Annotated in this window: 21 protein-coding genes; 13 read left to right on the forward strand and 8 right to left on the reverse strand. The window is 39.4% G+C overall.

Annotation, left to right across the window (positions count from 1 at the left end; all coding sequences use genetic code 11):
* Positions 1 to 19: 19 nt before the first annotated feature.
* Both NST01_RS03490 and putP read right to left on the reverse strand, forming a co-directional pair.
* Positions 20 to 712: an MgtC/SapB family protein gene (locus NST01_RS03490; protein ID WP_008344247.1), complete on the reverse strand. Its 693-nt coding sequence runs from the start codon at positions 710 to 712 to the stop codon at positions 20 to 22.
* A gap of 168 nt (positions 713 to 880) precedes the next feature.
* Positions 881 to 2,362, reverse strand: a complete 1,482-nt coding sequence (gene putP, locus NST01_RS03495) for a sodium/proline symporter PutP (RefSeq protein WP_017359800.1) — start codon at positions 2,360 to 2,362, stop codon at positions 881 to 883.
* 422 nt (positions 2,363 to 2,784) lie between these two features.
* Between putP and gatC the strand changes: the two genes are divergently transcribed.
* The 3 genes from gatC to gatB are packed head-to-tail and all read left to right on the forward strand — an operon-like array spanning position 2,785 to position 5,991.
* Positions 2,785 to 3,075 (forward strand): Asp-tRNA(Asn)/Glu-tRNA(Gln) amidotransferase subunit GatC, encoded by a 291-nt coding sequence (gatC, locus tag NST01_RS03500; protein WP_003213898.1) that lies wholly within the window; start codon positions 2,785 to 2,787, stop codon positions 3,073 to 3,075.
* A 14-nt stretch (positions 3,076 to 3,089) separates the two neighbouring features.
* Positions 3,090 to 4,547 carry an Asp-tRNA(Asn)/Glu-tRNA(Gln) amidotransferase subunit GatA gene (gene gatA, locus NST01_RS03505; RefSeq protein ID WP_007496857.1) on the forward strand — a complete coding sequence of 486 codons (1,458 nt, stop codon included), beginning with the start codon at positions 3,090 to 3,092 and terminating at the stop codon, positions 4,545 to 4,547.
* A 13-nt stretch (positions 4,548 to 4,560) separates the two neighbouring features.
* A complete protein-coding gene (gene gatB, locus NST01_RS03510; protein ID WP_007496855.1) occupies positions 4,561 to 5,991 on the forward strand; it encodes an Asp-tRNA(Asn)/Glu-tRNA(Gln) amidotransferase subunit GatB in 1,431 nt (476 codons plus the stop codon).
* Positions 5,992 to 6,174: 183 nt separating this feature from the next.
* On the opposite strand, the gene NST01_RS03515 is transcribed toward gatB, so the two are convergent.
* Complete coding sequence (locus NST01_RS03515) at positions 6,175 to 7,020, reverse strand: TetR/AcrR family transcriptional regulator (protein WP_017359798.1); 846 nt, start codon at positions 7,018 to 7,020, stop codon at positions 6,175 to 6,177.
* A 131-nt stretch (positions 7,021 to 7,151) separates the two neighbouring features.
* Between NST01_RS03515 and NST01_RS03520 the strand changes: the two genes are divergently transcribed.
* Positions 7,152 to 10,370 (forward strand): efflux RND transporter permease subunit, encoded by a 3,219-nt coding sequence (locus NST01_RS03520; protein WP_341041505.1) that lies wholly within the window; start codon positions 7,152 to 7,154, stop codon positions 10,368 to 10,370.
* 227 nt (positions 10,371 to 10,597) lie between these two features.
* Here the strand turns inward: NST01_RS03520 and NST01_RS03525 are convergent, their stop codons facing one another.
* On the reverse strand, positions 10,598 to 11,551 hold the full coding sequence (locus NST01_RS03525) for a nucleoside hydrolase (protein WP_048002028.1): 954 nt from the start codon (positions 11,549 to 11,551) through the stop codon (positions 10,598 to 10,600).
* A 181-nt stretch (positions 11,552 to 11,732) separates the two neighbouring features.
* Here NST01_RS03525 and NST01_RS03530 point away from each other — a divergent pair, with 181 nt between their 5' ends.
* The 5 genes from NST01_RS03530 (at position 11,733) to NST01_RS03550 (ending at position 20,064) form a co-directional block, all read left to right on the forward strand.
* Positions 11,733 to 12,641, forward strand: coding sequence for a diacylglycerol kinase (locus NST01_RS03530; protein ID WP_007496845.1), 909 nt, complete (start codon positions 11,733 to 11,735; stop codon positions 12,639 to 12,641).
* Positions 12,642 to 12,702: 61 nt separating this feature from the next.
* Positions 12,703 to 14,082, forward strand: coding sequence for a 23S rRNA (uracil(1939)-C(5))-methyltransferase RlmD (gene rlmD / locus NST01_RS03535; protein WP_050827673.1), 1,380 nt, complete (start codon positions 12,703 to 12,705; stop codon positions 14,080 to 14,082).
* 1,703 nt (positions 14,083 to 15,785) lie between these two features.
* Positions 15,786 to 17,807 carry an AAA family ATPase gene (locus NST01_RS03540; RefSeq protein WP_050827034.1) on the forward strand — a complete coding sequence of 674 codons (2,022 nt, stop codon included), beginning with the start codon at positions 15,786 to 15,788 and terminating at the stop codon, positions 17,805 to 17,807.
* 318 nt (positions 17,808 to 18,125) lie between these two features.
* A complete protein-coding gene (locus NST01_RS03545) occupies positions 18,126 to 19,100 on the forward strand; it encodes a tRNA dihydrouridine synthase (protein WP_341041507.1) in 975 nt (324 codons plus the stop codon).
* Positions 19,101 to 19,206: 106 nt separating this feature from the next.
* Positions 19,207 to 20,064, forward strand: a complete 858-nt coding sequence (locus tag NST01_RS03550; RefSeq protein ID WP_341041508.1) for an SMI1/KNR4 family protein — start codon at positions 19,207 to 19,209, stop codon at positions 20,062 to 20,064.
* A 90-nt stretch (positions 20,065 to 20,154) separates the two neighbouring features.
* Here the strand turns inward: NST01_RS03550 and NST01_RS03555 are convergent, their stop codons facing one another.
* A complete protein-coding gene (locus NST01_RS03555) occupies positions 20,155 to 20,526 on the reverse strand; it encodes a hypothetical protein (protein ID WP_007496834.1) in 372 nt (123 codons plus the stop codon).
* 181 nt (positions 20,527 to 20,707) lie between these two features.
* Here NST01_RS03555 and NST01_RS03560 point away from each other — a divergent pair, with 181 nt between their 5' ends.
* Together NST01_RS03560 and NST01_RS03565 are read left to right on the forward strand one after the other, a co-directional pair.
* Entirely contained in the window at positions 20,708 to 21,145 is a 438-nt protein-coding gene (locus NST01_RS03560) for an Rrf2 family transcriptional regulator (protein ID WP_035703585.1), read from the forward strand.
* A gap of 65 nt (positions 21,146 to 21,210) precedes the next feature.
* The gene (locus NST01_RS03565; RefSeq protein WP_035703587.1) at positions 21,211 to 22,125 is read left to right on the forward strand and encodes an NAD(P)/FAD-dependent oxidoreductase; all 915 of its coding nucleotides are present in this window, start codon (positions 21,211 to 21,213) and stop codon (positions 22,123 to 22,125) included.
* 10 nt (positions 22,126 to 22,135) lie between these two features.
* On the opposite strand, the gene NST01_RS03570 is transcribed toward NST01_RS03565, so the two are convergent.
* Entirely contained in the window at positions 22,136 to 22,336 is a 201-nt protein-coding gene (locus NST01_RS03570; protein WP_025206887.1) for a hypothetical protein, read from the reverse strand.
* A gap of 113 nt (positions 22,337 to 22,449) precedes the next feature.
* Here NST01_RS03570 and NST01_RS03575 point away from each other — a divergent pair, with 113 nt between their 5' ends.
* Complete coding sequence (locus NST01_RS03575; RefSeq protein ID WP_341041509.1) at positions 22,450 to 23,097, forward strand: DUF3885 domain-containing protein; 648 nt, start codon at positions 22,450 to 22,452, stop codon at positions 23,095 to 23,097.
* Between the two features lie 33 nt (positions 23,098 to 23,130).
* On the opposite strand, the gene NST01_RS03580 is transcribed toward NST01_RS03575, so the two are convergent.
* Positions 23,131 to 24,459: a 6-phospho-beta-glucosidase gene (locus NST01_RS03580; RefSeq protein ID WP_341041511.1), complete on the reverse strand. Its 1,329-nt coding sequence runs from the start codon at positions 24,457 to 24,459 to the stop codon at positions 23,131 to 23,133.
* A 204-nt stretch (positions 24,460 to 24,663) separates the two neighbouring features.
* Between NST01_RS03580 and NST01_RS03585 the strand changes: the two genes are divergently transcribed.
* A complete protein-coding gene (locus tag NST01_RS03585; RefSeq protein ID WP_017366780.1) occupies positions 24,664 to 25,395 on the forward strand; it encodes a MurR/RpiR family transcriptional regulator in 732 nt (243 codons plus the stop codon).
* Between the two features lie 13 nt (positions 25,396 to 25,408).
* On the opposite strand, the gene NST01_RS03590 is transcribed toward NST01_RS03585, so the two are convergent.
* Positions 25,409 to 26,611: an MFS transporter gene (locus NST01_RS03590; RefSeq protein WP_341041513.1), complete on the reverse strand. Its 1,203-nt coding sequence runs from the start codon at positions 26,609 to 26,611 to the stop codon at positions 25,409 to 25,411.
* Positions 26,612 to 26,686: the final 75 nt, after the last annotated feature.

The following is a 26,686-nucleotide window of genomic DNA, read 5'->3' on the forward strand; positions in this document are numbered from 1 at the left end:
TAGCAAGGGGCTTTTTATCCTACACCGTATCACACTTCACACCAACAACGCCTTCTAAATCTTTAATATCAAAGTACACATCGGTTGTATAGCGGTCTTTATGTACGCGAACACGTACTTCCATGATCGGATAGTCTTTTTCCTTTAAATCATCAATACGTACAGAATGAATCCGAATATTGAGTGCTTTCATTTCTTTTAAAATCTCTGTCATGCGGTTTCGGTCAGAAAGTGACATTCTGATGCGGATTTCTTTTTCCTGTAAGCGAATGGGTCCAATCCGCTGGAAGAGCCAAGGTAAAAATTCCACACTGACAAGAATAAAGAAAAGACTGAGGAAGGCTTCTTTATAAAAACCTGCACCTGTTGCAACCCCAAGTCCTGCTGCTCCCCAAATCATCGCAGATGTCGTAAGACCTGAGATGACGTCATTGCTTTTGCGAAGAATCACACCTGCTCCAATAAAACCAACACCAGATATAATTTGCGCCGGTAACCTGAGTGGGTCCATTTGAAGCTTAGAGACTCGAGGGAAATTGTAGGCTGCATCAATGCTGATGATGGTTAATACGCAGGAGCTGACAGCAATGACAATACACGTTTTTAGCCCAAGCGGCTTTTTCTTAAGTTCGCGTTCAAGACCGATGATCAAACCGATTAAGGTGGCAACGGCTAATTTCAAGACCGTATCCCATTCAATTGTCCAAAACATGCGTATCGCTCCTTTCACTTCATGTACGTTTCACATCATGTATATGATCTTCTCACAGCCCATATGGCTGCACAACTTCTATTTTATTCAGAAACGGGAGAAAGAAAAGCATTTTATTTAAAAATAAAGAGAGTCATCCGCATAATGCAGATGACTCCTCATGTTTGGTTATTTTGTTTCTTCTTCGAGATGGTCTTCCATTTTGTTAAATAGCTGCTTTGATGCTTTTGTCGGTTTACTTGTCATTAAGCTCACAACAATTGCGGCTAAGCCACTTAACGTAAAGCCAGGAATCATTTCATAGATACCTGTTGAATGGTTGAGACCTGTCGTGATCCATGTAAGAACCACAACGGCACCCACAATCATTCCGACAAGTGCACCGTGATGATTCATTCGTTTCCAGTATAGGCAAAGCAAGATGACTGGACCGAATGAAGAACCAAATCCTGCCCAAGCATAACCGACGAGGTCAAGAATGGTGTCGCTTGGGTTTAGAGATAGACAAAGAGCAATAATCGCAACAACGAGTACAGACATACGACCAATCATCACAAGCTCTTTATCTGAGGCTTTCTTTCTAAAAAACGTTCTGTATAAATCCTCTGTCATGGCACTTGCTGTCACAAGCAGCTGAGAAGAAATTGAACTCATAATGGCTGCTAAAATGGCAGAAAGTAAGAATCCAGTAATGTAAGGATGGAACAATACTTTAGAAAAGACGATAAAGATCGTTTCAGGATCAGCAAGGTTCATACCCGTTTCATGTACGTATGCGACACCAACTAAACCAACAGATAGTGAACCAATGACAGAGATAATCATCCAGCTCATTCCGATTCGGCGTGCTGGTTTTAAATCTTTTACGGACGTAATCGCCATAAAACGTACGATAATATGAGGCTGTCCAAAGTAACCTAATCCCCAAGCGAGGAAGGAAATAATGCCAATGACGCTCGTTCCTCTAAAAATATCAAGCAATTTAGGGTCAATCTGTTGAATATCATTGAATGTGGCAACAGGTCCACCTAATTGAGTAAAGGCAACGATCGGCACGAGCACTAATGCTAAAAACATAATAGCTCCTTGGACAAAGTCCGTTAAGCTCACTGCTAGAAATCCACCGAACAGTGTATACAAAATCACGATACTTGATGTCAATATCAGACCAAACATGTAGTGAGCACCGAATGCTGACTCAAATAAACGTCCGCCTGATACCATCCCAGATGATGTATACAACGTAAAGAAGATTAAAATGATGACGGCTGAAACTGCTTTTAATAAAGCAGATGATCCTTTGAATCGTTTGTCAAAGAAATCAGGAATCGTAATGGCATCATCAGCAATTTCTGTATAAGAACGTAAACGAGGTGCAAGAATTAAATAGTTCAAATAAGCACCGACAATTAAACCAATTGCAAGCCAGGTTGTCGATAAACCTGTTTTATACATTTCACCTGGTACACCCATCAGCATCCAACCACTCATATCCGCAGCACCTGCTGATAGAGCTGTAACGAATGGACCAAGACCTCGTCCACCAAGCATATAATCATTTAAATCATGTGTTTTCCTAAACGCATACCAACCAATGGCAAGCATCCCGATAAAATAGATAGATAAGGAAATCGTAACTTCAATACTCATTTTGTTTTCTCACCTTTTTCGTATTAATTTGACATCACCTCAATCAAAATATACAGAAGTGCTAGACAGAAATGACATTTCACTGCCCTGCTCACTGCTATGGTTACTTAACCTATCAGAGTATTCCCAAGTGATCAACCTTCTTAAACATCTTTATCTTTAAGAAAAAATGCACGGATCGGTGATAAGCTTCTATATGTATGCGTTTACAAAAATAAACTAAAGTAAAAATTTTCTGAAAAATAAAAAGTCACCTTGATGAATATTTTAGACACTGGCTACACCACAATGACATATTAGTGGACAAAGCCTTTCTAGGCGTCCTCGTAAAGTTGCTTTAGAACAGTAAAATTTGATATGATAAAGTGTATATGACTTATGATCATGACCACGAACACGTATCATTTTGGAGGTGAACCTGCATGTCAAGAATTTCAATAGAAGAAGTAAAGCATGTTGCGCATTTGGCACGGCTTGCGATTACAGAAGAAGAAGCTGAGATGTTTACAGAACAGCTTGATAGCATCATTTCATTTGCAGAGCAGTTAAACGAGGTAGATACGGAAAACGTTGAACCAACAACACACGTATTAAAAATGAAAAACGTCATGAGAGAAGATGTTCCGAATAAAGGTCTTTCCATTGAGGCAGTCATCAAAAACGCGCCTGATCATAAAGACGGCTATATTCGTGTGCCATCAATTTTGGACTAAAGGAGGCCTGAGGCATGTCACTGTTTGACCACAAAATTTCTGAATTAAAAGAGCTTTTACATAAAAAGGAACTGTCTGTTTCTGATCTAGTGGACGAGTCTTACAAACGAATCCATGAAGTAGACGGGAAAGTACAAGCATTCCTAGCGCTGGACGAAGAGAAAGCACGTGCGTACGCAAAAGAATTGGACGAGGCCGTTGGTGAAAAGGACGAGCTTGGTCTATTGTTCGGTATGCCGATCGGTGTCAAAGATAACATCGTGACGAAAGATTTACGTACAACGGCATCAAGTAAAATCTTGCAAAACTTCGATCCTATTTACGATGCAACCGTTGTGAACCGCTTAAGAGAAGCGGAAGCTGTCACAATCGGTAAATTAAACATGGACGAATTTGCGATGGGATCTTCTACGGAGAACTCAGGCTTCAAAGCAACGAAGAACCCGTGGAATTTAAACACAGTTCCAGGTGGGTCAAGTGGTGGCTCAGCAGCATCTGTTGCAGCTGGAGAAGTACCATTCTCTCTTGGATCAGATACAGGCGGCTCCATTCGCCAGCCGGCATCATTCTGTGGTGTTGTTGGTCTTAAACCAACGTATGGCCGTGTATCTAGATACGGTTTAATCGCATTTGCTTCATCATTAGATCAAATTGGGCCGATTACGCGTAATGTTGAGGACAATGCATATGTTCTTCAAGCGATTTCTGGTGTTGATCAAATGGACGCAACGAGTGCAAATGTCGATGTCCCAGATTTTCTTTCTTCATTAACTGGCGACATCAAAGGCTTGAAAATCGCTGTGCCAAAAGAATATCTTGGCGAAGGTGTTGGCGAAGAAGCAAAAGAGTCTGTTCTTCAAGCGTTGAAAGTATTAGAAGGACTTGGTGCCACATGGGAAGAAGTATCTCTTCCGCATTCTAAATATGCGCTTGCGACTTACTACTTGCTTTCATCTTCAGAAGCATCTGCAAACCTTGCTCGTTTTGACGGTATTCGCTATGGCTACCGTACAGACAATGCAGACAACCTGATTGATTTATATAAAAATACCCGTTCTGAAGGCTTTGGAGACGAAGTCAAACGCCGCATCATGCTTGGCACATTCGCTCTAAGCTCAGGATATTACGATGCATACTATAAAAAAGCGCAAAAAGTCCGTACACTGATCAAAAAAGACTTTGAAGATGTTTTTGAAAAGTATGATGTCATTGTAGGACCAACAACACCAACTCCGGCATTTAACATTGGTGAAAAGACAAGCGATCCACTGACGATGTATGCAAACGACATTTTAACGATCCCTGTTAACCTTGCAGGCGTCCCAGGAATCAGTGTGCCTTGTGGATTTGCAAATGGTCTTCCGTTAGGACTGCAAATCATCGGTAAACACTTTGATGAAGGAACCGTTTACCGCGTGGCTCACGCTTTCGAACAAGCAACAGATCATCATAAAGCAAAACCTGAACTGTAAGGGGTGAATCAGAATGAACTTTGAAACGGTAATTGGACTTGAAGTCCACGTAGAGCTCAAAACACAATCAAAAATTTTCTCAAGCTCACCGACGCCTTTTGGTGCGGCTGCCAATACGCAAACAAGTGTCATCGATCTTGGTTATCCAGGCGTACTGCCTGTGCTGAACAAAGAAGCGGTGAACTTTGCGATGAAAGCAGCAATGGCACTGAACTGTGAGATTGCAACTGATACAAAATTTGACCGTAAAAACTATTTCTATCCTGATAACCCAAAGGCGTATCAAATTTCTCAATTTGATAAACCGATCGGTGAAAACGGCTGGATTGAAATTGAAGTAGACGGCAAGACAAAACGAATTGGTATTACACGTCTTCATTTGGAAGAGGATGCAGGAAAACTGACGCACACAGGCGACGGTTATTCACTCGTCGATTTCAACCGTCAAGGTACACCACTTGTTGAAATCGTATCTGAGCCTGACATTCGTACGCCAGAAGAAGCGTATGCTTACTTAGAAAAATTAAAATCCATTATTCAATATACAGGCGTTTCTGACTGTAAGATGGAAGAAGGCTCACTACGTTGTGATGCCAACATTTCTCTTCGTCCAATCGGTCGTGAAGAGTTTGGAACAAAAACAGAGCTGAAGAACTTAAACTCATTTGCTTTCGTCCAAAAAGGTCTTGAGTTTGAAGAAAAACGTCAAGAGCAAGTATTGCTTTCTGGCGGCTTGATCGAACAAGAAACTCGCCGCTATGACGAGGCGTCTAAAAAGACGATCCTCATGCGTGTCAAAGAAGGTTCTGATGATTACCGTTACTTCCCAGAACCAGATTTGGTGGAGCTGTATATTGATGACGAGTGGAAAGAACGTGTAAGAGCATCCATTCCAGAGCTTCCAGACGAGCGCCGCAAACGCTACATTGATGAACTAGGACTTCCTGCATATGACGCAATGGTACTGACGCTGACAAAAGAAATGTCTGATTTCTTTGAAGCGACCATTTCAGAAGGTGCTGAAGCGAAGCAAGCATCAAACTGGCTCATGGGTGAAGTATCTGCCTACTTGAACTCGGCTCAAAAAGAGCTGGAAGATACGAAGCTAACGCCTCAAGGACTGGCTGGCATGATCAAGCTTATCGAAAAAGGAACGATTTCTTCTAAGATTGCCAAAAAGGTATTCAAAGAACTTATCGAAAATGGGGGCGACGCAGAAACAATCGTCAAAGAAAAAGGACTTGTCCAAATTTCTGACGAAGGTGCACTGCTCAAACTTGTCACAGAAGCTCTTGATAACAATCCGCAATCCATTGAAGACTTCAAAAATGGAAAAGACCGCGCAATTGGTTTCTTAGTCGGACAAATCATGAAAGCATCGAAGGGACAAGCAAACCCACCGATGGTCAACAAGATTCTTCTCGAAGAAATCAAAAAACGATAAATCGCAAAAACCGCCTCATGGAAGAGGCGGTTTTTTTGTTGATGGATAATGACAGGGTCTTATCACAGATTCAGACCACCGCCGTATATCAATTCATTGGTTCTTTTTTTATAATGAAGCATAAGCTTTAGCACATATTCGAAGGGGATAAAGGTGAACTAAAGTGAACATCGCCACGTATTGTCATTGGAGGAATAGCTTCAATTGTTCCACAGCTCTTTGGACAGCGGAGTCCTCACACGTTTCTAAATTTGTCAGCATCCCTTGAATGACCGGCTTGCGCGGCTCATCTTTGGCCAATTCTTCTTCAATAACTTCAATGGATACAAGGGTATCATCCGAAAGCAGATGCTCAGATTTTAACAATCGAAGCTCTTCTTGAAGAGTAGCGGCATTTGGCGCTTCATCATCCCAAATGTTTTGCTTTAGAATCGGCTTCGCATGAGAACGGAGAAGCCCATGCACCAAATCATCAAATCGGTCGAGAATAAAGGATGAGAGCTCATCACATGATAATTGCATCTGATCTTGCAAAAGCAGTACTTGCACATAAGATTGGATGATTCCTTGAATCATGACTGACAGGTCAGTTATATATGGTTCGATCTCCTGTCCATACGTGGTCAAAATAGAAATTTGGATTTCATCATTCATCTGCTTTTTAACCGTTTTGGAATACTTTTTAATTTGCTGATTTTCCGGAATAATGTTCTCGCTGAGGATCAAAATGATAAAATCCTTGTTCTCAGCAAAGTGCTGGAACTGTTCAGCGATTTGTTTCTGAAAGATATCTCTAGGCGCAAGATGTTGATTTTCTTTTCGAATCTTTTCAATACTTTGCATAGACGTGTCGATATAATATTCAAACGCTCTGTTGAAAAGCTGTTCTTTTGATTTGAAATGCAAATAAAATGCACCTTTAGAAATTCCGCATTCATCTGCAATTTCCTGAATGGTCGTAGAAGAAAAACCTTTTTTCGCAAACAACTGAATGCTTGCTTTAATGATTTTTTCTTTTTTTTCGTTCATGAAATAAGGCCCCTTCAGCTTTAGAATGTTACGTCAAACGCAAGTGAAATGGTTGACGGCATTGTATATCACCGTTTATTATGATATAGAATGACCAGTCAGTCAATACATAAAGGAAAATGGAGGACATAATGAATTCGATCATCAATTTTGTATTAAAGAACAAGTTCGCTGTATGGCTCATGACGATTATCGTAACAGTTGCTGGTCTATATGCCGGATTGAATATGAAACAAGAATCAATCCCGAATATCAACACTCCAGTCATTACGGTTTCTACAACGTATCCTGGCGCAACGCCGGACGAAGTATCAGATAAGGTGACAGATCCAATTGAGAAGTCGATACAAAATCTCAATGGGGTGAATGTGGTCACTTCTAATTCTTTTGAAAATGCCTCATCGATTCAAATCGAGTACGATTACAATAAAGATATGGATGAAGCAAAGAAGGAAATTGAAGATGCCATTAGCAATATCAATTTTCCAGAAAATGCAGAAAAACCAAAAATCACACGTTTTAGCATCAATGCGATTCCAATCTTAGCTCTAAGTGTCTCCGGTGATAAAGAATCATTACAAGACCTGACACAAAAAGTGGAAAATGACCTTATTCCTTCTCTTCAAAGCTTAGAGGGTGTCTCGTCTGTCGAAGCTTCTGGACAACAAATCAAAGAAGTAGAATTTTCTTTTAAACAAAAGAAATTGAAGGAATATGGTTTAGATGAAGAAACTGTCCAAAACATGATCAAAGGCTCTGATGTCAATGTACCTTTAGGGTTATACACATTTGGCAACAAGCAAAAATCAGTCGTAGTGGATGGCAATATTTTAAGTGTTAAAGATTTGAAAAACATGCGAATTCCTGTCACACCAAGTGCAAGCGGCGGTGCGGGAAGCGCAGGAGCTGGTGCATCTGCTAGCGGCTCAGGAAATGCAGGTGCTCAAGGTACCGATCAACAGGCTGGAAGTGCAAGTCAGCAGCAAGCAGCAGCTCAGCAACAAACTGGTGCAGCAAGCGGTCAATCGGTAGAACTGCCGACGATCAAACTTTCTGAGATAGCAGATATTAAAGTCGTGAAAGATGCAGAATCGATTTCTAGAACGAACGGAAAAGACAGTATCGGTTTGCAAATTGTCAAAGGCTCTGATGCCAACACAGTGAGTGTAGCAGAAGCAGTCACAAAAGAACTTGAAACATTCAAAAAAGACAATAAAGGAATCAAAGTCAGCACGACATATGATCAAGCAGAGCCGATTAAAGAATCTGTCAGCACAATGCTGAACAAGGCGATCATCGGAGCAATCTTTGCGATCATTATCATCATGTTGTTCCTTCGAGATATCAAATCAACATTAATTTCGGTCATCTCCATTCCGTTATCCCTGTTGATTGCTGTTTTATTATTAAATCAGCTCGATATCACATTAAATATCATGACACTCGGTGCCATGACAGTCGCCATTGGACGTGTTGTCGATGACTCGATTGTTGTCATAGAAAACATCTATCGACGAATGGCGTTAAAAGATGAACCGTTAAAAGGCAAAGCACTCGTTAGAGAAGCCACAAAAGAAATGTTTATTCCGATTATGTCTTCGACGATTGTCACAATTGCGGTATTCTTGCCATTAGCGCTAGTGGGTGGAATGATTGGTGAATTATTCATCCCATTTGCATTAACCATTGTGTTTGCTCTAATGGCTTCACTACTTGTTGCCATTACAATCGTTCCAATGATGGCTCACAGCCTATTTAAAAAGAACCTGTATGGCAAAGCGAAAAAGGTAAAAGAACACAAACCAAGCAAACTTGCTGGTGGTTATAGACGTGTACTCAATTGGACATTGAACCATAAATGGATCACGTCAGGAATTGCGATTCTGATGCTGGTCGGAAGCTTATTCCTCGCACCACTTGTCGGTGTCAGCTTCTTACCACAGGAAGCAGAAAAAACGGCAATGGTGACATACACGCCAGAGCCTGGACAAACGAGAGAACAAGCCGTTGCTGAAACGAAAAAGGCAGAAGATTACTTAATGAAACGTGATCATGTCAATACGGTTCAATATTCATTAGGCTCTTCAAATGCAATGACAGCAAGTGTTGGCGGAAACTCTAACGGTGCATTATTCTTCGTACAATACGACGAGGACACACCGAACTTTGATAAAGAAAAAGATCGTATGGTTAAAGCCCTTCAAGACAAAACGTCTAAAGGGGAATGGAAATCACAAGACTTCTCATCTGCTGGCGCAAGCAATACAGTGACGTACTATGTGTACGGTGACAAAGCAAGTGATATTGAAGGCACAGTCAAAGATGTCGAGAACATTTTAAAAGATGAAAAGAACTTGAAAAACGTCAGCACAAGCTTATCTGAGAAATATGACGAATATACGTTTAATGCAGATCAAGAAAAACTGGCGAAACAAGGCTTAACCGCTTCACAAATCGCACAGGCGATCGCTCCTCAAAGTAATGAAACAACGTTGACGAAAGTAACAGAGGACGGCAAAGAACTAGATGTGAAGCTTCAAACGGAAAAAGATGAATACAAGAGTAAAAAAGATCTAGAGAATAAAAAGATCACAACACCAACAGGACAACAAGTCCGAATTGGCGATGTGGTGAAAGTGAAAGATGGCACAACAGCAAACACTGTGACAAAGCGTGATGGGAAGATTTATGCTGAAGTATCTGGTGACATGACAACAGACGACGTATCAAGTGTGACACAAGATGTCCAGAAGAAAGTTGACAAGCTTGATTTGAAATCTGGCGTTACGATTGATACAGGCGGTGTAAGTGCGGATATTGAGGAATCCTTTACACAGCTAGGACTCGCAATGCTTGCAGCGATTGCGATTGTATACCTCGTTCTCGTCATTACATTTGGCGGAGGTCTTGCACCATTTGCGATTCTGTTCTCACTTCCATTTACGGTTATTGGGGCACTCGTTGGATTGTTTGTAGCGAAAGAAACCATCAGTTTAAATGCCATGATTGGATTGCTGATGCTAATCGGAATCGTTGTAACAAATGCCATTGTCTTGATTGACCGAGTGATTCATAAAGAAAAAGAAGGTCTTTCAACAAGAGAAGCTTTACTTGAAGCAGGTACAACAAGATTACGCCCAATCTTAATGACGGCACTTGCGACAATTGGTGCATTGCTGCCACTCGCATTAGGTTTTGAAGGCGGAAGTCAGATCGTATCAAAAGGACTTGGCGTCACCGTTATTGGCGGTTTAACAAGTTCTACACTTCTCACATTGGTCATCGTGCCAATCGTGTATGAAATCTTAAGCAAGTTTAGACGTAAGAAAAAGTACGCTGAAGAAGAGTAAGAGGAAGCCCCGCTAATGAGCGGGGCTTCAGCGTGTAGACAAACACTCGCATTCTTTGTCAATCCTGCGTTCCGGTGCTCACGAATGTCAAATTCGCTCCGCGCCGGTACTCGTCCTTCCTAGGGCTGCAAAGGTTTTCTATCACGTTGAAAAGAAGACACAGGGCTAAAAAAGTATAATTTAGTCCTTTGTCAACAATCTGAGCCCCGCTAATAAGCGGGGCTTTTTTATGATGAAATCTGACAAACCGCTTTTCTCATCAGCTCTTCAAAGGCCTCGAAAAAGGCATCCCGATCGACGTGGTCAATGACTTGAATCAATTTTCCATCTGGATGTTCTTCGGTACGTCCTTGTCTTGGTGTTTCGGTATAAACAATTGCATTCATTTCTTTTGAACGGGTAAATGAGGTAGATGCAAGAGTGATCGTTGTCAGCACATCCCATAAGTAGTAAGTCGAGTTCGTTTCGTGATGAATGAGAGGCGGACAAAAGGCATAACATTGTCCAATAAAGTCAATCCCGATGTGAGAGCGAAGGGAAGCCCAGCGTTGACGGACATCGAGTGTGAGCGGGACTTGATTCGTGCTTTCCAGTGCGACCATTTCTATTGGAAAACGCTCTTGAAATACGGTGCTCACAGCATAAGGGTCCCAAAAAGCATTCCATTCTGCTGTTCCATCATGCTCGGGTTCTTCGACATTGCCTTTTTCAAGGAATGTGCCGCCCATCCACACCAGTTTCTCAATTTTATTTGAGATGGAAGGATCTTCTTCTAAGGCGCGTGCAAGGTCTGTGAGCGGTCCTGTAAAGAGCAGCGTAACAGGTTCGGTTGACTTTTTCACCGTTTCAATCAGGTGAAGATGTGCAGGAAGCTTAGATACTTTTGTATCAACAGCACCTTTTTCGTTTAAAATCGGCAGGGCATCTACATAAAAGGCATGCATACGCCATTCCTTTGGAAATGGATTCACACCTCTAGAATTGGAAGCGGCGACTTCAATCTCATATGGGCTAAATCGATCAATAATTTTCTGAGAGGCGCTCAGCGCAGGCTCTAAATAACAATCAGCAGGAATCACAGACATCCCGATCACTTTCAGGTGTTCCATTTGAAGAAGTAGAAATAAGGACACGAGATCATCAACACCGCCGTCATGGTTGAAATAGACAGGCTTTTTCATGGCATACCATCCTTTTCATCGTTTTCTTTTATCTTATCAGAATGGTGATCTGCTGAGGGAAACGTACCATGAGATTTCAAATATTAGGGGGTTGTTCTGTTGCCATTTTCAAATCTCATAGTATAATTAAAGGTTGTTAGTGGTGAAAATAGATTGCATAATGATAATAGGATGATGATGAATGAAACGTGCTCGAATTATATACAATCCGACATCTGGACGTGAACTCTTTAAGAAGAATTTACCGCAGGTTTTGCAAAAATTTGAACAGGCTGGCTATGAAACATCTTGTCATGCGACGACATGTGCAGGAGATGCAACACAAGCAGCCGAAAAAGCCGCACAGAGAGACTTTGATTTAATTGTAGCAGCTGGTGGAGACGGCACGATTAATGAAGTCGTCAACGGATTAGCGCCGCTTGAAAAAAGACCAAAATTAGGAATCATTCCAGTTGGAACGACCAATGACTTCGCAAGAGCACTTGGCATTCCAAGAGAAGATATTTTAAAAGCGACAGATGCGATCATTGATGGTGTAGCAAAGCCGCTTGATATTGGTAAAGTGAATGGACAGTATTTCATTAATATTGCGGGAGGCGGCCGATTAACAGAGCTGACCTATGAAGTGCCTAGTAAGCTGAAAACCATGCTAGGACAACTTGCGTATTATTTGAAAGGCATGGAGATGCTTCCTTCCATTCGCCCGACAGAAGTCGAAATTGAATATGACGGCAAATTGTTTCATGGCGAAATCATGCTGTTTCTTGTTTCACTAACAAACTCAGTAGGCGGCTTTGAAAAGCTCGCACCAGATTCCATTCTAGATGATGGGATGTTTGACCTGATCATTCTAAAGAAGGTCAATCTAGCAGAAGCCATTCGAGTGGTCAGCCTTGCACTCAGAGGCGAGCATATTCATGATAACAATGTCATCTACGCAAAAGCGAATCGCGTGAAGGTAGATGTAAAAGATAAAATGCAATTGAATTTAGATGGTGAATACGGCGGCATGCTGCCAGGTGAATTTGAAAACCTGTATCGCCATATTGAATTTATTGTGCCAAAAGCAACAGCTGAAAAAATAGGGTGAAGACTAAACTTGGTTCCTTATGGCGGCCAAGTTTTTCTTTGCAAATGAGGTGATAAAATTGGTGAAAATGAAACCGCCTGTTGAAAAAAATGAATACTACAATGTAACCTTCGAAGATTTAACGCACGAAGGTGCAGGTGTAGCGAAAGTTGAGGGTTTCCCTGTGTTTGTACCGAATGCCCTTCCTGACGAACAAGGGAAAATCAAAGTCACACGTGTCAAAAAAGGATTTGCTTTTGGACGACTCATGGAGCTGACAAAGGAAAGTCAGCACAGGCAAGATGCGCCATGTCCTATCTATAAGCAGTGCGGAGGCTGTCAAATTCAGCACATGAGCTATAAAGGCCAGCTGCTTTTTAAACAGAAACAAGTAAAGGACGTATTGGAGCGGATCGGCAAGCTTGATATGAGCCGTGTAAAAGTTCATCCTGTACTCGGCATGGAAGACCCTTGGAATTACAGAAACAAAGCACAAGTACCAGTTGGCGAACGGGAAGGAGGACTTGTTGCAGGATTTTATCAGCAGCGTACCCATGAAATCATTGATATGGAAAAATGTTTAATCCAGCAATCAGAAAATGACGAAGTAGTACAGGCAGTAAAAGACATCTGCAATGCGTTTGGCATCAAAGCATATAACGAAGAGCGGCATAAAGGCTGGCTCCGTCATGTCATGGTTCGCTACGGTATTGCAACAGGTGAAATGATGGTTGTGTTTGTCACAAGAACGTCTGATTTTCCGCAAAAGCAACAAGTGATTGAGCAGATTATAGCACGCTTCCCACACGTTCGGTCAATTGTGCAAAACGTGAATTCAAAGAAGACAAATGTCATTTTCGGAGACGAAACGACCGTTTTATGGGGAGAAGAATACATTTATGACACGATTGGCGACATCAAATTTGCCATTTCAGCCCGCTCGTTTTATCAAGTGAATCCAGCTCAAACAAAGGTTCTTTATGATAAAGCCCTTGAATATGCCGAGCTGCAAGGAGAAGAAACCGTGATCGATGCATACTGCGGAATCGGGACGATTTCCTTATTTCTCGCACAAAAAGCAGGCAGAGTATATGGCGTTGAAATTGTCCCAGAAGCAATTGAAGATGCAAAACGCAATGCTGCCTTAAACGGAATTAACAACGTCGAATTCGCCGTCGGCGAAGCAGAAACCGTTATCCCAAACTGGTATAAAGAAGGCATCAAAGCAGATACGCTAGTTGTCGATCCGCCAAGAAAAGGCTGCGACGAAGCACTGCTAGACACCATTTTAAAAATGAAACCGAACCGTGTTGTGTATGTTTCCTGTAATCCAGGGACGCTTGCTCGTGATTTGCGTATTCTTGAAGATGGCGGGTATGTGACGGAGGAAGTGCAGCCGGTGGATATGTTTCCGCATACGAGTCATGTGGAGTGCTGTGCGTTGCTTGAACTAGCTGACTAAGCCTAAGTTAACCATGCTTTTTACATGCTCAATACTTTGTTGTGTCTTTAAAATAGCTAACTTAATATTTATTGAAACATAAAAAGCAGATGGTTTAGAAATGCTATAATGCACTTCTAATTGACCATCTGCTTTTGCTGTTATTTTATTTTATGAATGAAAAGAGCTAGAATTGTTTGAGTTAGCTCTATAAGTGGTTGTTTATGATTTAATTGATTTATGATATATGCTTTCAAATTAGCAACATCTATTTTATTTCGCTCATACTGCAACAGATTTTAATGCAGTGATATCAAGGACTTTGGAATGATCAATACTTAACTGTAGCTGTGAATGAGTTCTAATATTGGTGAATAATACTATTAGGTGTAATTATATAATGTAATATGAATTTACACTAATTAAGTAATTATATGGTTTCGTGTATAATTGAATTAGCATTATTACCTTTTTATTTTTCGAATTATATTTATGGAAGCTTGAATGTGATTAGTTGAGAAATCGATGAAATGGCTTTTTTGGCAGACAAAGCTTTCGAAGAGAACGATGCAGAAACATTAAATCAAATTACAATAGATTGTTTAAAGTGATCACAATTCAATAAACATAACTTATTAGAAAAAGATATAGTAGCGTACCACGATGCAACGGCTTATAGTAATTTTATGGAATTGAAATATAAAAGACTAGAGTCTTTTAAAGAAATTCGCAATCATTTAGAGCATAAATATTTAAAAATCCATGACAGTTGGTTATTTCCTTGAGCTAGTAACAGGAAAGAAAATATGATCCTATCGCATTTTCTATTAGTTATGAAGAGTTTGTTGAAGCTGCACTGATTTTGATTTCATCTGTATTAGAAGCCATAATTTTAACATCTTTAGTAATCCTTCAAGAAGATGTGAGAAAAAGAAATGATACTAAAATTTTGCCAATTTTTTTAGATAGTTATAGGGATGAGTGGAAATATTAAAGGAATGGGAAACTGTAATTAAGTATGGAGCAAAGAAATTATACGACACTTTTCAATGCTTTTTTTGAGTTGATTACAAAAAAATGTTGATATCTTGAAAAAAGAAAACAAATATGGTTTTAATGGTTTTTAAATCCTTTTTTGATCAATTTAATTGTAGGAGGAATTGGGGTTGGAATTATTAATGCATTTGGAAACGTCTTATTTTTCTGCTGTGTATTTATATTTTATTGCTTGATTATAATAGCTCTATCAGTTGCAATTTCAACTATGGTATTAAAAAAATATATATTTTGGAAGGAACGAAAAAATTTTACTGGATTTTCCTGGGAATTTTCTTTCTATTCCTATATTTTATGCTTAATTTTTTTCTATAATCCTTTTTATTGCAGTTTTGGGATTATCCGCGTCCGTTAATTTAGTTAATATAAGCTTTATTTTTGAGTGGACAAAGCATAACAAGAACATTATAATTTTTACGATAATTTTTATAGAGTCTATTTTCTAGTTTGCTTATCATATTATTTATAAGACTACTCGCATTCAAGAAATAAAGATAATGATTACTTTATTGTCCGCAATAGCAGCACGTTTATTAGTTTTAGTCGAGATTAATATTTATGTCGAAAATTTCAAATTAATTATTATATATAGCTTACAGTTATTTTTGGATAAACTATTTAATCGAATTAAGTGGTAATAATTCATAAGCGATTTTGGGGGGATTTAAATGAATAAAGTGACAGAAAGTTATGTTCAAAAATTTATACAAATAAAAACACATATTAGTAATTTGAAAGAATATTATATATGGTTTTCTGATAATCAAAACACATTAAAAAATATTATTAATTTGGATAAGCAAAGATTGAACTTATCAACTCTAGATATGTTTTATAAAAATATTGATTATAGAATAACTAATTTATTAAATAGTGAAGAAGCAATAGATAATATTATTGAGAATATTACTACTTTGAGTATCTCTACACAATATAATATGTACTTGGAGAGAGAATTGCTAAGTATTAATTTCGGGAATTATCACTTAACAAGTCAGCATAATAAGGCTATTTTTAAAAATTTTATAGAGTCACTGAGAATTCAGAATTCTTTAGGAACTGAGGAGTTTAATGCTTTGGATGTATTAAAAATGATAATACATCAAGGTATCAAATATGAAAATGAACTTATTGGTAAAGTTGCATCAGTACGAATATTCAATAATATTCAACATATAGAAAATAATATAGTGATAATTGGACCAAATGGATCAGGGAAAAGCACATTTGCTAGAAATTTGAATGGAAAATTAAAAGGAAACATATCGATTATTTCAGCTCAACATTTACTTATATATATGAATCCGACAAGTATATCTGTTGGTAGAGATATGCAAGAACAAGTTAGGAGTTTTCAAAGAATAAATAAGTTGGGTAGTGATGAAGATTTACTAAAAATTATTACTAAAGATTTAGAAAACCTAATGATTGCTCTTTTTGATGAAAAAGCTGAAAGAGCAGATAGATTATATAATATGGTGGAAGAAAGAAAAGAATCGTTGTTAGATCAAACTATAAGCATATGGGAAAGTTTAATCACTCATAGAAAGTTAAAACAGAATTCTAGATATGGAATACATGTTGAAACTCTCGATGGAAAGCAATACGATTTTAATAGTTTGAGTGAAGGTGAAAAAGCTGTTTTTTATTATATAGGGCATATATTACTGGCAGATAAAGATAGTTATATTATAATTGATGAACCTGAAAATCATTTACATTTATCTATTTGTATACGTATGTGGGATTTATTGGAGAATTATAGAAGTGATTGTAAATTTATATACATTACTCATAACATAGATTTTGCAGTCTCGAGAAATAATAAAACTTTAATTTGGAATAAACATTATGAGGCACCATTTTCATGGGATTTTTCAATAATTAAAAAAGATGATAATATCCCAGAGCGACTTCTTTTAGAAATAATGGGAAGTAGAAAAGACGTTTTATTTTGTGAGGGTGACGATAGAAATAGTCTTGATTTTAAAATATACTCTAGAATATTCTCAAAACATAATGTTATTCCTGTAGGGGGACATGATAATGTTATTAATTATTGCAAGTCCTTTAATGCTAACCAAAGTGTTGGGAGATTAAGGGCATACGGTATAATAGATGGTGACACATGGAGTGAAGCACAGCGCCAAAAATATAAGGAAAATAACATTTTTGTCTTGCCATTCAACGAGATAGAGAATGCAATGTGTCAAAAGGTTTTTTTAAATAAAATAATTGAAGAAACAGTTGGCGATCCTCAAAAGATAAACGAGTTTGAGGAAGGTCTAATCAAATATGCATCAAGAGAAAAAAATAAAATTTCTACCTGGTATGCTAATAATAAAATAAATAATCAGTTGAAGCATAATTTATTAATTGAAATGAGAGACATAGAAGCATTAAAAGCCGAAGTAAGTCAAAATATAAACATAGACTTAATCGAATCTTATTATAACGAAATGCTTTCTAAGATAGACAATGATATATATACTAGAAATTTCAACTCGTTAATAGTTTATTTAAATGGAAAGAAAGCAATATCTACGGGTTTAGGAAATAAATTATTGCCAAACTTTGAAGAAGGCTTTATACGTCTAATGGATCAAAGAGGCAGTTTTAAAGAGTTAGTCATTCAAGAGTTAAGAGATAAATACTTTTATGAGTTAGGTGAACCTGCAAAATCTTCATAAAATTATGAACCACTTCAACACATATCACATGTAGAATGTGTAGCAAGCCTTGTAATTAATCAGTAATTATTGAGAGACATCCCGATTTCATGAAAAACATCGATATCGGGATGTTTTTATTTTTGTTTGTTCAATCTGCATTAAAAAATGATATTTGGAAGTGGGATCAATATTTTCAGCCCTTATTTCATTACCAAATGTCCTTTTTTGCAATTTTACCTAGTTCATATTAAAGTATATAATGATAAAAATTGCTGTATGACTTCATAGAAGGACATGCCCTTTAGGCGCTATGTCATGAGAGGAATTGGATGAAAGATGAGTAAAAATTTCTGGCGTGATTTACCACGGCCATTTTTTATATTAGCACCAATGGAAGAAGTGACAGATGTTGTGTTTCGTCATGTTGTGAGTGAGGCGGCGAGACCGGATGTGTTTTTTACAGAGTTTACGAACAGTGAGAGCTACTGCCACCCTGATGGTATTCAAAGTGTGAAAGGCCGTTTAACGTTTACAGAGGATGAGCAGCCGATTGTTGCTCATATTTGGGGAGACAAGCCTGAGAACTTTAGACAAATGAGTATTGGAATGGCGGAGTTAGGATTTCAGGGGCTTGATATTAATATGGGTTGTCCTGTCCCAAATGTCACGCAAAACGGGAAGGGTAGTGGATTGATTCTTCGTCCAGATGTTGCCGCAGAGCTGATTCAAGCAGCAAAAGCTGGGGGATTACCTGTCAGCGTCAAAACAAGACTTGGTTTTACTGAGGTCGATGAATGGCGCGGATGGCTCAGACACATTTTGGAGCAAGATATTGTGAATTTATCGATTCACCTTCGCACAAGAAAGGAAATGAGCCAGGTGGATGCGCATTGGGAGCTCATTCCTGAGATTAAGAAATTGCGTGATGAAGTAGCACCTGATACGCTTTTGACGATCAATGGTGATATTCCTGATCGTCAAACTGGTTTAAAGCTCGCTGAGCAATATGGGATAGACGGAGTGATGATTGGGCGCGGAATTTTCCATAACCCATTTGCCTTTGAAAAAGAGCCGAAAGAGCATACGAGTGATGAACTGCTAGGTCTTTTAAGAGTGCATCTTGATCTTCATGATCAATATTCTTCATTAGGTTTGCGACCATTTAAGGCACTGCATCGTTTCTTTAAGATTTATGTAAAAGGATTCAGAGGAGCGAGCTTCCTAAGAAACCAATTAATGAACACATCATCAACAGATGAAGTGCGTGCAATGCTAGATGAATTTGAAGCGAGAAATCAAGAACATTCATGATCAAAAAGAGGAGGGAGAACCCTTCTCTTTTTTTATGAATAGGACTATTAAACTAGTTTTCTTAAATGGTAAAATGAGATAGAAATAACTTTTGGAGGTATTTTATTTGAAACCATTTTGGGATACAGACAGAGAAAGTGAAGAGACATTTAAGAAAATCAATGAAAAAGGCATTGCAAAAGCAGAAAAGAAACTAGGCGTCATCTTGCCTGATACATATAAGAAGCTTATCCTCGAACAAAATGGCGGTTATACCTTGCATAATGCTTTTCCAACGGACCAGCCGAATGGATGGGCAGAAGGTCATGTGTCATTTGATCATTTAAGAGGAATTGCCAAAGGCGAAGGTATTATGGACAGTGATTATTTAATAGAAGAATGGGAATTGCCTGAGAGGCTTGTGCTGATTTGTGGGGATGGTCATACGTGGATCGCATTGGATTATAGAGAAACAAAGGAACATCCGCCAATTCATTACTTTGATCTAGAATATGAGACGAATTTTAAATTAGCGGATTCGTTTGATGAATTGATTGCGGGGCATTATACCGCAGAAGATAGCGAAGAAGATGGGATGTCAGATGAAGAGTGGCAGGCTGAATATGAAAAGCAGAATCCGCCATTATCAAAAGAAGAAGTGAAAGACATATTGAAGACTCGAGACCCTGAGGCACTTCATAAAATTGTATTTTTTCATTTAGACCAAATTGATGATATCAAGTGGTTTTTTTCAGAAGTAGAAACTTTTATGAACTCAATTCAAGACGAAAATATGTTAGTAACTGCTGGCTGGGCGATCAGCACAATCCTTACACTGAATGATGTGGTGGTTAAGCAGAATGACGATATTTTTCAAAGGGCACGTCGTTTTGCGGAGCAATTGAATCAATCAAAAATAGAAGAAATGCATGAAATCGCTTTTAATATATCATTATGGTTGGAATTTGATTTAGAAGAGCAATAAGAATATCTATTTCATGTGAAAAATATCAGAAATAGAAATCTTTTAAATTATTAAAAAGACCCCCTCACCAAAAGGGGGTCACCAATTCCTTTACTCCGCACTCTCCTCAACATCACGGCTATCTTCTGTTTCACCAATATAAATAGGACCGTTTGCATGGTCGATTCGGATTGGCCATTCGTATGGGACTTGCAGGCGTCGTGCGATGGCTCTCCAAAACTTTGCAGAATCAAATTCTAGTTCTTGAAAGTCTTTAAGTAATTCTTTATAAGAAGATCCATCAAATTGAATGTACGAGTCTTGCAGACGCATAAAGGCGTAATGTCTCACTTCTAATGCTGCCGCAGCTTCCATTTCTTCTTCTGTTGCTTCGCCAATGATTGTTCCTGCGGGTGGAAGCATGTCATATACGTTAAATTCCTCTTCTTCTTCGTGTGCTGCATTGTGCTGTTGATCTGACATTTTTTTCACTCCTTCTAGTCTTCATCAAGCTTTTATTCGTGCTTACTTCTATTATCGGAAGGAAATGCGAAATGTGGAATGAAAAAAGAAGCAGATCCACAATACTTGCTTTTTCAACTTGAATCTTTTATGATCAATTATAGATATAAAAGGTCTACAATAGATAGAAAGGAATGTTTTGATGAAATATTCTAAAGCGACCAACTATGCGCTTCATACGATGGTATTTTTAACCCTTGCACCAAAAGGGAAAGCAATAGGCGTTGAGCCTCTCGCCAAGATGCAGGATCTTTCACCTACCTATTTATCCAAAATTTTAACAAAGCTTGTGAAGGCGGGATTGATTGAATCAACACCTGGCGCAAAAGGCGGTTACACCATTCTGAAAAAGAAAGAGGACATTTCGTTTTTAGACGTCATTCAGGCGGTAGAAGGACAAACCCATTTATTTCGTTGTTCCTTAGCACATGATTCTTTCATGCCTCACGATGGCTGTTTGATTGAACAAGTCATGCAGGATGTTGAAATGAAAATGCAGGAGACGTTAAGTCAAAAGCGGTTAGTTGATATTGCAAGCCAAATAGAGCAGACAGAAAAAAATCCATTTTTCAAGATGTGATTTTTTTTGAGTAAATTATAGATATTAAGAGTCTTTAAAGTCTTGGATAAAAAGGAGAGATTTATATGTTATTAGATTGTGCCATTATTGGAGGCGGGCCAGCCGGATTAAATGCAGCTCTTGTTGTGGGGCGGGGCAGAAAACAGGTCATGGTATTCGATGATGAGATGCCAAGAAATCGAGTGACTCAGGAATCACATGGATTTATTACAAACGATGGAATGACACCGTTTGAGATCAGACAAGCAGGAGAAGCGGATCTCCAAAACTACCCCAATATCCAAATCAAACGAAGCAGAATTGTGGAGATACAAAATCATGAGGACAACTTCGCGTTACTGACACAAGAGGGAGAAAGATTCGAAGCGAAGAAAATCATATTGGCAACAGGACTTCAGGATATACTGCCAGAAATGAAGGGGATTCATGAAGTGTATGGAAAGACGTTGTTTAGCTGTCCTTTCTGTGATGGCTGGGAGCTAAAGGACAAGCCGCTGGCTCTGATTGCAGAGAACCAGCGCGCTTTGCATATGGCGAAACTTCTTTCCAATTGGACAAAGGATTTGATTGTGTTTACAAATGGACAGCAAGTGTTAGCTGAAGAGGAGAAAGCACTGCTATCAGCGCATTCTATTCAAGTCATTGATGTACCAATTGTAGCGATCAATCATGACAATGGGCAGCTTCACTCTCTTCACCTTGCGAATGGGGAAACGGTGAAAAGAGAAGGCGGATTTGTCGCAAGTGATTTCAAGCAGTCAACCCCTTTTGCTGAAAAACTAGGCTGTCAAATGACGAAAAATGGGGGCATTGAAACAGATATTCTTGGGCGTACAACCGTCAGCGGTATTTTTGCATGTGGTGATAATTTAGGCGGACCTGCTCAGCTTGTTCTTGCAGCAGCAGCAGGAAGTCAGGCAGGAATGGGCGTGATTCATGAACTTGTGCAGGAAGAGTTTCAACAAAAAACATCTCTGTAAAAAGAGATGTTCAGCGATGAGCGATTTTCCGTTTTGCTAAGACGTGAGCAGTCCATTCAAAAAGTGCGTAGATGACAAAGAAGATTAGGATCCAGCTGCTGACATCGACCCATACATTGGTGATATGAATGATGTTCGCCTGATCAAGTCCAGTCTGTATCCACATCGTGATCAATGCGGTGAGGAACACCTGTAAAAACCATTTTTTCAATTGGTCACACCTCCATCTCTTTCTATCATATAAGAAATGACAGTTTATTTCCAATTGAATTTCCATCAGTTTCAACGGTAAAATAAGAAATAAAACCACTGGAAGGACATGACATGAGCGATCAAACCAATCGTTTTTTAAAAAGTCATTTTCCTGATCTTGTCCTCACGCCGCCTCTTTTTTATGGGTGGCCTTTTGGTCTTCGCTTTGAAGGGGCAGATTGGTCATTAGGAGAAGAATCGGTTGTATTAGAAAAAGCAGGCGATCGGGCTTTAAAAATTGTCAGATATGCTTTTGATCCAGAAGACGATATTCTACTTGTCACGGATGTCTATACGCAGCATGAACATGAATTAACGAAGCAAAAGCTCCTAGTTTATCAAAAATATGCCGACCGGCAAGTGCGTCATCGATTGCGTTACGAGCGTTTGACTTATGTACAATCAAAACTAGAAGAAACAATGAAAATAGAGAGATTTACACTCAAGTGTCAGCTGCAAGATATTCGATTGCGCCCGCTTCTACAAGCCATATGCCAAGAGGATTTCTACAAACCGAATCAAATCTTGAAAGGAAAGCTTGGTTATGACATTTATCTCATCAATCTCTCAAAACAGATGATTTTCCACTTATATGATGATCGAGGTTGTGATCTTATTGCGGCAGATCCAGAACATCTGCGTCCAGTTTATGAAGGTTTACAGCACTGGCTCTTAGACTATGACCGTGCTCAGATGGATCAGTTGTTTGCCGGGAAATAAGAAAACCGCACTTTTGACAAGTGCGGCTTCTTTTTATGCTTCGACTTTATTGAAAAACTGTGGTAGATATTCTTTATGTGCTTCTAGCATTTCATCTAGGATGCTTTTTGCAATGGCATCTGATGGGACGAGCGGATTGATGGTCATGGCGACAAGTGCTGTGTTGTAGTCGCCTGTCACGGCTGCTTCAGCGGCTACACGTTCAAAGGATTTAATTTGAGAAATAAGTCCTTTGACAGCGACCGGCATTTCACCAACAGCGATTGGTTTTGGGCCGTCTTTTGTGATGACACAGTTCAGTTCAACGGCAGAATCATTTGGAATGTCACTGATGGCGCCATTGTTGATGGTGTTTACAGGCTGAATGTCGTGCTTGTCGTTATAAATAGATACGATTAAGTTACATGCTGCATCACTGTAATAAGCACCGCCTCGTTTTTCAAGCTGTGGTGGCTTAATATCAAGATCAGGATCTTTGTAAAGCTCGAACAGGTCATTTTCTAGTGCACGAACGACTTCTGCACGAGTTCCTTCATTCTCTGCTGCTTTCTTTTCTTCAGCCAACATATCACTTGTTTTGTAGTAGTAGCGGTGGTACGGACAAGGAATCACACCAAGCCCTTTTAAGAAATCTGCATCCCACGGAATCGCTTGAATGTTGTTCATGGACATGGTGGAGTTTGGATCTGCCATGTCTTCGATCACTTGATCCATGATGCTTCTGCCATCTAAGAACACGTTCAGTCCAAAGACCATATGGTTTAATCCAGCAAAGCTGACTTCGACTCTGCTTGCGTCGACATCAAGTCCTTTGGCGATGCCCATGCGAATGCCGATTGGTACGTTACATAAGCCAACGACTTTGCGGTGGTTTGAATAGCGAAGTACAGCTTCTGTGACCATACCAGCTGGATTGGTGAAATTCACAAGCCAAGCATCCGGGCATAATTCTTCAATATCTTTCACAATCTCAAGAATGACAGGGATGGTGCGCAGACCCTTGAATAGACCGCCTGGACCGTTTGTTTCTTGACCAATGACATCATATTTTAAAGGAATGCGTTCATCCTTCATACGTGCTTCCAGTAATCCGACGCGGAATTGTGTTGTGACGAAATCAGCGTCTACCAGTGCTTTCCGGCGATCTAAAGTTAAATGAACCTCGATTGGAAGTCCCGCTTTTTTCACCATACGTTTTGCAAGATTTCCGACGATCTCAAGCTTTTCTTTACCTGCTTCGATATCGACGAGCCAAAGTTCGCTAATTGGAAATTCATCGTACCGTTTAATGAATCCTTCGACTAGCTCTGGTGTATAGCTTGATCCTCCGCCGATTGTGACAACCTTTAATCCTTTTGCCATGTTCTGCACCTCCGAATAATGTAACGCACAATGTTATAATAGAGTGAATCAATCTTTTATCATTTGTTTGTACATCTATAGCTTATCGTGAGAGTACCTTGTGCGTAAACGGTTTCAGCGTCTTTAGGCAAGGGTGCCCTATTTAGAGATTTGTTACATAAAAGAAACGTCTTGTGTCATGTTGTTGGAGAAAGGGGAAGTCAGATGTTTTCAAGTGAGGTCATTTCCAGCTTTAATGAACTAGAAAGCGCTTTATACCGATACATTATGGAAAACAGTGAAAAAGTCGTCTATATGAGAATTCGTGATTTGGCAGATGCCGCACATATATCGACCTCATCTGTCCTTCGCTTTTGTCGAAAAGTGAATTGTGAAGGATTTTCAGAATTTAAGGTGAAGCTCAAAATGTATTTAGAAGCAGAACAAACACCTTCTTTGAAAAGCACGCAGCATTTCCTGTATGAATTTATCGAACGGACACTTAAAGGAGATTTTGAAGAGAAGATTAAAGAGGCAGCGAAGCTCATTGCGGATGCAAAAAATGTGCTATTTATCGGGACAGGCAGTTCTGGTATTTTGGCGCAGTATGGGGCAAGGTACTTTTCAAGTCTTGAGAAATTTTCATTCTACATCAATGATCCGTTTTTCCCGATGAATATGCAGTATTTAGACAATAGTGTCACCATTGTGCTGTCGGTATCAGGAGAGAACAGTATTACGATTGATCATATTTCGAAACTTAAAAGAGAAGGCAGCACGATCATTAGTATTACAAACAATCAGCACTGTACAATTTCTCGTATTTCTGACTTGAATATTGCTTATTACGTCACAGACGAACGAGTCCATAGAGCCAACATTACTACACAGACACCCGTTGTGTATATCCTAGAAGCAATGGCGCGTGACATGTTTGCGATGTTAAAAGAAAAGTAAAAGAGCCGCTGCTTCAAACAGCTGCTCTTTTTTTCTGCATCATGAAAGCGGTGATGGCAATGCTTGAGCAGATGAGTACAAACAGTCCGCCTAACAAATACACAAATCTCGCTCCGAATGTATCCGCAATTAATCCAACAAAGAAAATAGATAAACTGACAGACATAGAAGAGAGAACGTATTGAGCCGAATACACCTTTGATAACTCATGGACTGGCGTTTCCGTTTGGAGGATGGTTTGCTGCGAAACATCCCGAATTTGATAGGCAGGCCCCATTAAAATACAGAGCAGCAATGCAAGCCATGGCAGGCTGTTTAGCGAAAATAGGATCGTCAGCACTGCATAAATAAAAGAGCCCGCTGCCATAAAGAGGAGAAGTTGTTTTTGAATAAACTGACTTAGCCATGCGGCCATGAGTCCGCCTATAATGGCACCTATATAATATGCGGCATTGATATATCCCCACCATTCCGCACCTTCATTTAAAACAAGTGTGACAAAGGCAAGCGTAACCGGTCCGACCCACAAAGCACCTGCAATATTTTCACTAACATCCATGAAAGTCAGGATGCGAACCGTTTTGTTTGTCCAAATGATCTTCCAGCCATCCTTGAACCCGTTCATCTTATTTTCTTTTTGAACCGTGTCTTCTTGCTTGAGTAGAGGAAAAACAGGGATGATCAATAGATAGGACAACACAATCATGAAACAAGAGGCCCACATTAAATAAAATGGACCAATCAACAGGACGAGCATTCCAGTAAACGAATAGCCGGCGATTTGAACAGATTGATAAAAAACGGAGGCTGTACTGTTCGCTTTCACAAGCTGATTTGCTGATACAAGCATCGGCATGATGGCCTGTAATAAAGGGCTGATGAACCCGCCTGTGATGGAAATCAATACGAACGCACTAAACAGCCAGATCAGGTGCTGCTGAAAGAAATCAAATTGGGTCGTGAATACGACGAGCATTCCAATACGTAAAAGAGGGACCCATTTCAATAGACGCTTGGCTTGAAAGAGTTCTGTCAAAACAGGAGAGAGGAGCCCAGCCAATAGCTGACATAGTGTTCTTATGAGCGGAAATACAGCCGCATAGGCGACAGATTGTGTATCTTGATAAATAACCAATGTGACTGTCATCAAAAATAGAATATCACTTAGCATGAGAAGGCTTTTACTGCCTGTATAAAACCAAAACTTATTTCCCATATCCAACCGACTCCTTTTCAAAAACAAGTTCAGTATAGCATGTTGGCGAAGTGTGCAGAGGTTTTCCATTGAAAA

It is taken from the genome of Bacillus sp. FSL R7-0166, from assembly GCF_038008935.1.
GTDB classification, from domain to species: domain Bacteria; phylum Bacillota; class Bacilli; order Bacillales; family Bacillaceae; genus Bacillus; species Bacillus altitudinis.